This window comes from Streptomyces sp. NPDC054863 (assembly GCF_053610825.1).
In genome coordinates this window covers 1-11294 of record NZ_JBSGZD010000265.1, presented here as the reverse complement: position 1 = coordinate 11294, position 11294 = coordinate 1, and the positions used below count along the sequence as shown (strand labels likewise).

Genomic DNA, 11294 nt, shown 5'->3' with positions numbered 1-11294 from the left:
GTCCTGGACCGCACCCCGTTCTACGCCGAGGGCGGCGGCCAGATCGGCGACACAGGCCGCATCAAGCTGGACAACGGCGCCGTCGTCGAGATCCGCGACTGCCAGAAGCCGGTCCCCGGCGTGTACGTCCACAAGGGCGTCGTCCAGGTCGGCGAGGTCACCGTCGGCGCCACGGCCCAGGCGATCATCGACGTGCACCGCCGCAACGCCATCGCCCGCGCCCACAGCGCCACGCACCTCACCCACCAGGCGCTGCGCGACGCTCTCGGCCCGACGGCCGCCCAGGCCGGTTCGGAGAACCAGCCCGGCCGCTTCCGCTTCGACTTCGGCTCCCCGGCCGCCGTTCCCGGCGCCGTTCTCACCGACGTCGAGCAGAAGATCAACGAGGTCCTCTCGCACGAGCTGGACGTGCAGGCCGAGGTCATGTCGATCGACGAGGCCAAGAAGCAGGGCGCCATCGCCGAGTTCGGCGAGAAGTACGGCGAGCGCGTCCGCGTGGTCACCATCGGCGACTTCTCCAAGGAGCTGTGCGGCGGTACGCACGTCCACAACACCGCCCAGCTCGGCCTGGTCAAGCTGCTCGGCGAGTCGTCGATCGGCTCCGGCGTGCGCCGCATCGAGGCCCTCGTCGGCGTCGACGCGTACAAGTTCCTGGCCCGTGAGCACACGGTCGTCGCCCAGCTCCAGGAGCTGGTCAAGGGCCGTGCCGAGGAGCTGCCCGAGAAGATCTCCGCCATGCTCGGCAAACTGAAGGACGCCGAGAAGGAGATCGAGAAGTTCCGCGGCGAGAAGGTCCTCCAGGCCGCCGCCGGACTGGTCGAGGGCGCCAAGGACGTCAAGGGCGTCGCGCTGGTCACCGGTCAGGTGCCGGACGGCACGTCCGCCGACGACCTGCGCAAGCTGGTCCTCGACGTGCGCGGCCGCATCCAGGGCGACCGGGCCGTGGTCGTGGCCCTGTTCACGACGGCCAACGGCCGCCCGCTGACCGTCATCGCCACCAATGAGGCGGCCCGTCAGCGAGGCCTGAAGGCAGGCGAGTTGGTCCGTACGGCCGCCAAGACCCTCGGCGGCGGAGGCGGCGGCAAGCCGGACGTCGCCCAGGGCGGCGGCACCAGCGTCGAGGCCATCGGCGACGCCATCGACGCCGTTGAGCGCCTCGTCGGGGAAACCGCCTGATGCGACGTGGACGCCGTCTCGCGATCGACGTCGGGGACGCCCGGATCGGGGTCGCCTCGTGCGACCCCGACGGGGTCCTCGCCACGCCGGTGGAGACCGTGCCGGGACGTGACGTCCCGGCCGCCCACCGGCGGCTGCGCCAGCTGGTCGAGGAGTACGAACCCCTCGAAGTCGTGGTCGGACTCCCTCGCTCCCTCAACGGGGGCGAGGGCCCGGCCGCGGTCAAGGTCCGCAAGTTCGCCCAGGAGCTCGCCAAGGGCATCGCGCCGATCGGCGTACGACTGGTCGACGAGAGGATGACCACAGTGACGGCCGCCCAGGGGCTGCGCGCTTCGGGCGTGAAGTCCAAAAAGGGACGATCTTTCATCGACCAGGCCGCCGCGATTGTCATTCTTCAGAACGCCCTTGAGGCCGAACGAGTGTCGGGAGAGCTCCCTGGCGAAGGCGTCGAAGTGGTTGTCTGATCGCGATACGGTAACGTTCCGCGCCGTGGCGGCGTTCGAACAGCCGCCGTACAGGAATTGAGGCGGGACGGATGCCGTGCTTTACGCGCGTCACACCCGCCGCCTCGCGGCTCTAGGGGACCGATGACTGAGTATGGCCGGGGTCAAGGCTCCGAACCGTGGCACCCGGAGGACCCGCTGTACGGGGACCAGGGCGGCCAGGGTTGGGGCGGACAGCAGGCCGGGCACGGCCAGGTCCCTTACGACCAGACCTACGGCGGCCAGCCGCAGCAGCAGTACCCGCAACAGCAGGGCCATCCTCAGCAGCAGGGCCATGCTCAGCAAGGTCACCCGCAGCAGGGCCAGGCCCAGCAGCCGTACTACGACAGCGGCCAGTACGAGCAGGCGCACCAGAGCGGCCAGTACCCGCAGGTCCACGACAGCGGGCAGTACCCGCAGGCGCACGACAGCGGCCAGTACCCCCAGGCCCAGCAGTCCCAGCAGCCCCACTACCCCGATCAGCAGCAGTACGGCGGTCAGGGGAACCAGGGCGGCTGGGACACCGGTCAGCAGAACCAGGCCGTGCCGTACGGCATGAATCCGGCCGACCCGTACAGCGGCCAGCAGCCCGGCTACGGCGGTGAGCAGCAGGACTACTACGGCACGCCCGAGGCCTATCCGCCGCCGCAGCCCCCCGCCCAGCGCACTACGCCCCCCGAGCCGACGACCGACTGGGACCCGGACGCACCCGTCGAGGAGGAGCACCCCTTCTTCACGGGCACCGACAACGGCCGCACCCCGCCCCGCGACGACGAGGACGACGAGGAGTTCGACGACGACCCGCGCTCCGCGCGCCGCGGCAAGGGCGGCAAGGCGGGCAAGACCGGCAAGGGAAAGAAGAAGAGCCGCAACGGCTGCGCGTGCCTGGTCGTGTCGGCGGTCCTGCTCGGCGGTCTCGGCGGGGTCGCCTACTTCGGCTACGACTTCTGGCAGGCGCGGTTCGGGCCGGCCGAGGACTTCTCCGGCAGCGGCACCGCCGAGCAGGTGCAGATCGAGGTCAAGAAGGGCGCCGACGGCAACGAGATCGGCAACACCCTCAAGAAGGCGGGTGTGGTCAAGAGCGTCAGCGCGTTCACGGCCGAGGTGGGGAAGGACCCGAAGAAGGGCAACTCCATCCAGGTGGGCGTCTACACCCTGAAGAAGGGGATGTCCGCGAAGGCCGCGCTGGAGCTGATGCTCGACCCGGCCAGCCGGAACAACTACAACCTTCCTCCGGGCACCCGCAACGCGACGGTCTACAAGGAGCTCGACAAGAGGCTCGGCCTCGCGGAGGGCACGACGAAGAACGTCGCCAAGGCGCAGGTCAACAGCTTGGGGCTGCCCTCCTGGGTGCCCGAGGACAAGAGGATCCTCGACCGGCTGGAGGGCTTCCTCTTCCCGGCCACCTACTCGGTCGCCAAGGGCACCAAGCCCGAGGACGTGCTCAAGAAGATGGTCGCCGAGGCCAACCGGCACTACGAGAGCCAGGACCTGGCGGGTACGGCCAAGAAGCTGAACCTCAAGGACCCGTACGAACTGCTCACCGTCGCGAGCCTGGTGCAGGCCGAGGGTAAGTACAAGAAGGACTTCGACAAGGTCGCGCGTGTCGTCTACAACCGGCTCAAGGAGAACCAGCAGGAGACCCACGGCCGTCTCCAGTTCGACTCCACGGTCAACTACCTCAAGTCGACGAGCACGCTGGACATCGGTGACACGGACAAGCTGGCCACCTTCGACCACCCGTACAACACGTATTACCTGAAGCGGAAGGGCCTGCCGCCCGGCCCGATCGACAACCCGGGTGCGGACGCCCTGCATTCGGCGATGAACCCGACGCCGGGTCCCTGGTTCTACTTCATCTCGATGACCTCGGAAAACACCGTCTTCACGAACACCTACAAAGAGCATGACCGCCTCGTCCAGCAGTACAACGCGGAACGGAAGAAGTCCAAGCAGTGAGCAGCACGCGCAACCGGGCCGCCGTCCTCGGCAAGCCCATCGCCCACTCGCTCTCCCCGGTCCTGCACCGCGCCGCCTACGTGGCACTGGGGCTCGACGGCTGGTCGTACGACCGGTTCGAGGTCGACGAGGCTCAACTCCCTTCGTTCGTAGGGGAGTTGGGCGGCGAGTGGGCGGGGCTCTCGCTGACCATGCCGCTGAAGCGCGCGATCATGCCGCTGCTCGACGAGGTCAGCGAGACGGCTGCCTCGGTGGAGGCGGTCAACACCGTCGTCCTCACCGAGGACGGGCGACGGCTCGGCGACAACACCGACATTCCGGGGATGATCTCGGCCCTGCGCGAGCGCGGGGTCGAGAAGATCGAGTCGGCGGCGATCCTCGGGGCCGGCGCCACCGCTTCGTCCGCGCTCGCCGCGCTGTCCCGGATCTGCGCCGGTCCCGTCACCGCCTACGTACGCAGTGAAGCGCGCGCCGTCGAGATGCGGACCTGGGGCGAGCGGCTCGGCGTCGACGTGCGGACCGCCGACTGGGGCGACGCCCGCGAGGCCTTCGCGGCGCCGTTGGTGATCGCGACGACCCCGGCCGGAACGACGGACGCGCTGGCGGCGGAGGTACCGGACGCCGTCGGGACGCTCTTCGACGTGCTGTACGAGCCGTGGCCGACCGCCCTCGCGGCGGCCTGGTCCGGTCGCGGGGGAGCAGTGGTCGGAGGACTCGATCTCCTTGTACACCAGGCGGTGTTGCAGGTCGAGCAGATGACGGGTGTCGCCGCCGCGCCGCTCGCCGTCATGCGGGCGGCCGGTGAACGGGCGCTGTCCGGCGGGTGAGCACACGGTCCGAGTTCTGGACCGGGGGCAGGGCCCGCGCCCGGACGTGGGAGGATCGGGGTTGGCGGGTCCGGGCCGCGCATCCGGGCTGCGTCATCGCAGTTCAGGCGCGAGCATGAGGAGCACCGTTGAGCAGGTTGCGCTGGCTGACCGCGGGAGAATCCCACGGACCCGCACTCGTCGCGACACTGGAGGGCCTTCCCTCCGGCGTGCCGATCACCACGGAGATGGTGGCGGACGCGCTGGCGCGACGACGGCTCGGTTATGGGCGCGGCGCCCGGATGAAGTTCGAGAAGGACGAGGTCACCTTCCTCGGCGGCGTGCGGCACGGCCTGACCATGGGCGGCCCCGTCGCGATCATGGTGGGCAACACCGAGTGGCCCAAGTGGGAGCAGGTCATGTCGGCCGATCCCGTGGACCCGGAGGTACTGGCCAAGCTGGCGCGCAACGCGCCGCTGACCCGCCCCCGCCCCGGCCACGCGGACCTCGCGGGCATGCAGAAGTACGCGCTGGACGAGGCGCGGCCGGTCCTTGAGCGGGCCAGTGCGCGGGAGACCGCGGCGCGGGTGGCGCTCGGCACGGTGGCGCGCTCGTACCTGAAGCAGACCACCGGGATCGAGATCGTCTCGCACGTCGTCGAGCTGGCCGCGGCCAAGGCGCCGTACGGCGTCCTGCCGAAGCCGTCCGACGAGGCGAAGCTGGACGAGGACCCGGTGCGCTGCCTGGACGCGGACGCGTCGAAGGCGATGATCGCGGAGATCGACCAGGCCCACAAGGACGGCGACACCCTCGGCGGAGTCGTGGAAGTGCTGGCCTACCACGTGCCGGTCGGCCTCGGCTCCTTCACGCACTGGGACCGGCGGCTCGACTCCCGGCTGGCGGGTGCGCTCATGGGCATCCAGGCCATCAAGGGCGTCGAGGTCGGCGACGGCTTCGACCTGGCGCGGGTGCCGGGATCGAAGGCGCACGACGAGATCGTGCCGACCGCGGACGGTGTGAAGCGCACCACCGGGCGGGCGGGCGGCACCGAGGGCGGCATGTCCACCGGTGAGCTGCTGCGGGTACGGGCCGCGATGAAGCCGATCGCGACGGTGCCGCGCGCACTCGCGACGATCGACATCTCCACGGGCGAGGTTGCCGCCGCACACCACCAGAGGTCCGATGTATGTGCCGTTCCGGCGGCGGGTATCGTGGCCGAGGCCATGGTGGCGCTGGTGCTCGCGGACGCGGTCGCCGAGAAGTTCGGCGGGGACAGCGTGGGCGAGACGCGGCGCAACGTGCAGTCGTACCTCGACAACCTCCAGATCCGGTGACCGGCACCCAGGACGGGCCGAAGATCGTCCTCGTGGGGCCGATGGGGGTCGGCAAGACCACCGTCGGCGCGCTGCTGGCCGAGCGGCTCGGGATCGGGCACCGGGACACCGACGCCGACATCGTCGCGGCCCAGGGCCGTGAGATCGCCGACATCTTCGTCGACGAGGGCGAGCCGTACTTCCGTGAGCTGGAGCGCGCTGCCGTACGTGCGGCCGTCGAGCAGCACACGGGTGTCCTCGCGCTCGGCGGGGGCGCGATCCTCGACGAGGCGACCCGGGAGCTGCTCTCCGCGTACCCCGTTGTCTATTTGTCGATGGACGTCGACGAGGCGGTGAAGCGCACCGGGCTGAACACCGCCCGCCCGCTGCTCGCCGTCAACCCGCGCAGGCAGTGGCGCGAGCTGATGGACGCCCGCCGCACCTTGTACACCGAAGTCGCCCGGGTGGTCGTCGCGACCGACGGCCGCACCCCCGAAGAGGTCGCCCAGGCGGTCCTCGACGCACTGGAGTTGAAGGACGCATGACCAGCGAGCAGACGCAGCAGGCAGCGGCACCGACGCGGATCACCGTCGGCGGCACGGACGGCACCGAGGCGTACGACGTGCTGGTGGGACGGCAGTTGCTGGACGAGCTTCCCGGGCTCATCGGGACCTCGGCCAAGCGCGTGGCCGTACTGCACCCCGAAGCCCTCGCCGAGACCGGTGAGGCGGTACGGCAGGACCTGGCCGCGCAGGGCTACGAGGTCATCGCGATCCAGCTGCCCAACGCAGAGGAGTCCAAGACCGTCGAGGTCGCGGCCTACTGCTGGAAGGCGCTCGGACAGACCAGCTTCACCCGCACCGACGTGATCGTGGGCGTCGGGGGAGGGGCCACCACCGACGTGGCCGGGTTCGTCGCGGCGACCTGGCTGCGCGGGGTGCGCTGGATCGCCGTGCCGACGACCGTGCTCGGCATGGTCGACGCGGCGGTCGGCGGCAAGACCGGCATCAACACCGCCGAGGGCAAGAACCTCGTCGGCGCCTTCCACCCGCCGGCCGGGGTCCTCTGCGACCTCGCGGCGCTGGACTCGCTGCCCGTCAACGACTTCATCAGCGGTCTCGCCGAGGTCATCAAGGCCGGCTTCATCGCCGACCCGGTGATCCTCGACCTGATCGAGGAGGACCCGGTCGCGGCGCGCACCCCCGCCGGGCCGCACACCGCCGAGCTGATCGAGCGGGCGATCCGGGTCAAGGCCGAAGTGGTCTCCGGGGACCTCAAGGAGTCCGGCCGCCGGGAGATCCTCAACTACGGGCACACCCTCGCCCACGCCATCGAGAAGAACGAGCGCTACAAGTGGCGGCACGGCGCGGCCGTCTCCGTCGGCATGGTCTTCGCCGCCGAACTCGGCCGGATCGCCGGCCGCCTCGACGACGCGACCGCCGACCGGCACCGCTCGGTCCTGGAGTCGGTCGGGCTGCCGCTCACCTACCGCGGCGACCAGTGGCCCAAGCTCGTCGAGAACATGAAGGTCGACAAGAAGTCGCGCGGCGACATGCTGCGCTTCATCGTCCTGGACGGCCTCGCCAAGCCGACCGTCCTGGAGGGCCCGGACCCGGCGATGCTGCTGGCCGCACACGCGGAGATCGCCGCGTGAGCGGCACGAGCCGGGTCTTCGTGCTGAACGGTCCGAACCTCGGGCGGCTCGGCTCCCGCGAGCCCGATGTGTACGGCGCCACGTCGTACGCCGGGCTCGTCGAGGCCTGCCAGAGCCTCGGCAAGGAGCTCGGCCTCGACGTCGAGGTCCGCGAGACCAACGACGAGGGCGAGCTCATCCGCTGGCTGCACGAGGCGGCGGACGGGCGAATTCCGGTCGTTCTCAACCCGGGCGCCTTCACCCACTATTCGTACGGAATGCGGGACGCGGCGGCCCAGCGCACCGCCCCGCTGATCGAGGTCCACATCTCGAATCCGTACACCCGCGAGGAGTTCCGGCACACCTCGGTGGTGGCCGCCGTCGCCAGCGGGACCATCGCGGGCTTCGGCATCGGCTCGTACCGGCTCGCACTGCGCGCGCTCGCCGAGCAACTCGACGGCTGAGACCGCCGTCTGACAGGGCAGGGCACTTGGGATCGCCCCCGGCCGTTCACCCGGCGGCCGTTCATCCGGTGAGTGGCGGGGGCGGTACCGTTCGAGGGTTCGACCCGGCCCTTTCGGGTCAGCATCACCACGATCCGGCTTCACCACGGTCCGGATCGACCGATCAGCCCGGCAACAGTCGCCTGTACGAGACGGAGTGGCACCGGATGCAGCACGTAGTGGGGGCTCCGCTGCCACCTCCCCACGGCCCCGCCCCGATCTGGGCGAGCGCCGCTCCCCACGGCGCCCCGCACCCGCCCGCGGGCCCGCCGGCAGGGCCTCCCACGGGCCCGCCCCAGCCGCCCCACACGCCTCCGGTGCCGCATTCCCCGGGCTTCACCACGCACGGCACGGGGAACGGCCCGGCGGCCCCGGGCCCCGCCGCCCCGCCGCCGCACGCACCGGCCCCGCAGCCGCACCGCGCCCCCCAGCACGCTCCCGTGCCGTCCGGCGCGCGCGACACCACGGGCCACATCCAGCTGCCGCCGGGCGGCCCCGTACCGCTGCCGTCGCCGCCGAACGCCGCCGCGCCCGCCCACACCGGCAACACCACCCTCGCGGTCCTGCTCATAGGCCCCGCCGGGGCGGGAAAGACCACCGTCGCCAAGTACTGGGCGCAGAGCCGCCGGGTGCCGACCGCGCACATCAGCCTCGACGACGTCCGCGAATGGGTCTGCTCCGGCTTCGCCGACCCGCAGGCCGGTTGGAACGACCACTCCGAGGCCCAGTACCGCCTGGCCCGCCGCACCTGCGGCTTCGCCGCCCGCAACTTCCTCGCCAACAACATCTCCTGCATCGTCGACGACGCCGTCTTCCCCGACCGCCCCGTCGTCGGCCTCGGCGGCTGGAAGCGGCACGTCGGCCCAGGACTGCTCCCCGTGGTCCTGCTGCCGGGCCTGGAGATCGTCCTGGAGCGCAACGCCAAGCGCAGCGGCAACAGGCGCCTCAGCGACGAGGAAGTGGCCCGCATCCACGGCCGGATGGCCGGCTGGTACGGCTCGGGGCTGCCCATCATCGACAACTCCCAGTACGACGTGCCCACCACGGCCCAGCTCCTCGACGAGACCCTCGCCAGGGCGATGGCGAGCCCGCCCACCTGGTAGGCCTTACCGGCCACCCGGGGCGGACCCCCGGTCGGACGCGCAGAACCGGCGCGCCCGCGCCCCCGTACCTACGCTCGGGGCATGTCTGAGGCCCATGGAATCCGCCGCGGGCGGCTGCGCGACCGCACGGCCGCCGCGGGCAGCGAGGCCGCGCTGGTCTCCCGGCCCGCCAACGTCCGCTACCTCGCCGGCAGCGCCCCGCCCGGCGCCGTGCTGCTGCTCGGCCCCGAGGGCCCCGAGCGCGACGTCCTGCTGTGCCCGCGCACGCCCGAGGGCACGCCCGTCGAGGGGCGCCCCGACGAGGCGTTGCGCGTGCACGTCCTGCCGACCCCGGGCGCGGACGCGGCAGTGGCCGCCGCGGGCTTCGCGGCAGCCGCGGGAGCAGGCTCCCTCGCCGTCGAGGAACACCACCTGACCGTGGCCCGCTACCGGGCGCTGGGCTCGGTGGCGCCCCGGCTGCGCCTCGCCGAGCTCGGCTCCGCCGTCGAGCAGCAGCGCATCGTCAAGGACCAGGAGGAGCTCGCCTGCCTGCGCACGGCGGGCGAGATCACCGACCAGGCCCTCGGCGAACTCCTCGAATCCATTCTGGTGGGGCGCACCGAACGGCATCTGGCCCTGGAGCTGGAGCGCCGCCTCGTCGACCACGGCGCCGACGCCCCCGCCTTCGCCACCTCCGTGGGCACGGGACCCCATTCGGGACGAGCCGGACACCGGCCGACCGACCGCAGGGTCGAGGAGGGCGATTTCCTCTCCGTCTGCCTCGGCGCCGAGTTCCGCGGCTACCGGGTCGAGATCGGCCGTACCTTCGTCATCGGCACCAGCCCCGCCGACTGGCAGATCGACCTGTACGACCTGGTGTTCGCCGCCCAGCGGGCGGCCCGGGAGACCCTCGCGCCCGGCGTCGAGTACCGCGAAGTGGACCGCGCGGCACGCCACCGACTGGAGGCGGCGGGGTACGGAGAGGCCCTTCCGGCGTCCACCGGACACGGTGTCGGGCTCGAAATCGTGGAGGACCCGGAGCTGGCACCTTCGGCCATGGGTAAACTGGACGCTTGTGTGCCGGTCACCGTCGAACCGGGGGTTCACCTCCCTGGCCGGGGCGGAGTCCGGATCGATGACACTCTCGTCGTGCGCCCCGAGGCGGACGGCGGACCCGAGCTACTCACCATTACGACCAAGGAACTGCTCGCGCTCTAGCCTCGTGCTTGCCGAGTGCGTTCTGCCGGTCGTTCCACCAGTCCAGGAGATTCCGCAACCGTGGCTTCCACGAACGACCTCAAGAACGGCATGGTGCTCAAGCTCGACGGAGGCCAGCTCTGGTCCGTCGTCGAGTTCCAGCACGTCAAGCCCGGCAAGGGCCCGGCCTTCGTGCGCACCAAGCTCAAGAGCGTGATGTCCGGCAAGGTCGTCGACAAGACCTTCAACGCCGGCACGAAGGTCGAGACGGCCACCATCGACCGTCGTGACATGCAGTTCTCGTACATGGACGGCGACTACTTCGTCTTCATGGACATGGACACGTACGACCAGCTGATGGTCGACCGCAAGTCCGTCGGCTCCACCGCCAACTTCCTGATCGAGGGCTTCACCGCCTCCGTCGCCCAGCACGAGGGCGAGGTGCTCTACGTCGAGCTCCCGGCCGCCGTCGAGCTGACGATCAAGCACACCGACCCCGGTGTGCAGGGCGACCGCTCCACCGGTGGCACCAAGCCCGCCACCCTGGAGACCGATTACGAGATCGGCGTCCCGCTGTTCATCACGACCGGCGAGAAGATCAAGGTCGACACCCGCACGGGCGACTACCTCGGCCGGGTGAACAGCTAACCGTGGCCGCTCGCAACAACGCCCGCAAGCGCGCGTTCCAGATCCTCTTCGAGGCCGATCAGCGCGGTACGTCCGTGCAGAATGTCCTCGCGGACTGGGTCCGGCACTCGCGGAGCGACGAGCGACAGCCGCCGGTGACCGAATACACGATGGAACTCGTCGAGGGGTACGCGCAGTACGCGTCCCGGATCGACGAGCTCATCGAGACCTATGCCGAAGGCTGGGACCTCGACCGGATGCCGGTCGTGGACCGCAACATCGTCCGGCTCGGTACGTACGAGCTGGTGTGGGTGGACGGGACCCCGGACGCGGTGGTGATCGACGAGGCGGTTCAGCTCGCCAAGGAGTTCTCCACCGACGACTCCCCGTCGTTCGTGAACGGCCTGCTGGGTCGCTTCAAGGACCTCAAGGGCAACCTCCGCCGCGAAGAGGGCTGACGCTCCCTCCCGGTGGGTTCTGCGCCACGCGAAGGGCCTGCGGTACGGAAATCCGTAC

At 70.8% G+C, this 11294-nt stretch carries 12 protein-coding genes; all 12 read left to right on the top strand.

The window, feature by feature from the left end; all coding sequences use genetic code 11:
- The coding region (locus tag ACWGIG_RS31225) for a DHHA1 domain-containing protein (protein WP_453325047.1) at nt 1-1176 on the top strand (1176 nt) is incomplete at its 5' end.
- Nucleotides 1176-1640: a Holliday junction resolvase RuvX gene (ruvX, locus tag ACWGIG_RS31220; RefSeq protein WP_453325046.1), complete on the top strand. Its 465-nt coding sequence runs from the start codon at nt 1176-1178 to the stop codon at nt 1638-1640. The genes ACWGIG_RS31225 and ruvX, both read left to right, overlap by 1 nt.
- Nucleotides 1641-1763: 123 nt before the next feature.
- A complete protein-coding gene (gene mltG / locus ACWGIG_RS31215) occupies nt 1764-3617 on the top strand; it encodes an endolytic transglycosylase MltG (RefSeq protein ID WP_453325045.1) in 1854 nt (617 codons plus the stop codon).
- Nucleotides 3614-4444, top strand: coding sequence for a shikimate dehydrogenase (locus tag ACWGIG_RS31210; RefSeq protein WP_453325044.1), 831 nt, complete (start codon nt 3614-3616; stop codon nt 4442-4444). Before mltG ends, ACWGIG_RS31210 begins: the two co-directional genes overlap by 4 nt.
- 128 nt (nt 4445-4572) lie before the next feature.
- On the top strand, nt 4573-5757 hold the full coding sequence (aroC, locus tag ACWGIG_RS31205; protein ID WP_453325043.1) for a chorismate synthase: 1185 nt from the start codon (nt 4573-4575) through the stop codon (nt 5755-5757).
- Entirely contained in the window at nt 5754-6281 is a 528-nt protein-coding gene (locus ACWGIG_RS31200) for a shikimate kinase (protein WP_453325042.1), read from the top strand. The genes aroC and ACWGIG_RS31200 overlap by 4 nt, the downstream gene beginning before the upstream one ends.
- Complete coding sequence (aroB, locus tag ACWGIG_RS31195; protein ID WP_453325041.1) at nt 6278-7390, top strand: 3-dehydroquinate synthase; 1113 nt, start codon at nt 6278-6280, stop codon at nt 7388-7390. The genes ACWGIG_RS31200 and aroB overlap by 4 nt, the downstream gene beginning before the upstream one ends.
- Nucleotides 7387-7833, top strand: a complete 447-nt coding sequence (aroQ, locus tag ACWGIG_RS31190; protein WP_453325040.1) for a type II 3-dehydroquinate dehydratase — start codon at nt 7387-7389, stop codon at nt 7831-7833. Before aroB ends, aroQ begins: the two co-directional genes overlap by 4 nt.
- 206 nt (nt 7834-8039) lie before the next feature.
- Nucleotides 8040-8975, top strand: coding sequence for an AAA family ATPase (locus tag ACWGIG_RS31185; RefSeq protein ID WP_453325039.1), 936 nt, complete (start codon nt 8040-8042; stop codon nt 8973-8975).
- A gap of 81 nt (nt 8976-9056) precedes the next feature.
- Nucleotides 9057-10172, top strand: a complete 1116-nt coding sequence (locus ACWGIG_RS31180; RefSeq protein WP_453325038.1) for a M24 family metallopeptidase — start codon at nt 9057-9059, stop codon at nt 10170-10172.
- A 60-nt stretch (nt 10173-10232) separates the two neighbouring features.
- Nucleotides 10233-10799 (top strand): elongation factor P, encoded by a 567-nt coding sequence (gene efp / locus ACWGIG_RS31175; RefSeq protein ID WP_362429778.1) that lies wholly within the window; start codon nt 10233-10235, stop codon nt 10797-10799.
- A 2-nt stretch (nt 10800-10801) separates the two neighbouring features.
- Entirely contained in the window at nt 10802-11236 is a 435-nt protein-coding gene (gene nusB / locus ACWGIG_RS31170; RefSeq protein WP_453325037.1) for a transcription antitermination factor NusB, read from the top strand.
- The last annotated feature ends 58 nt before the right edge of the window (nt 11237-11294 follow it).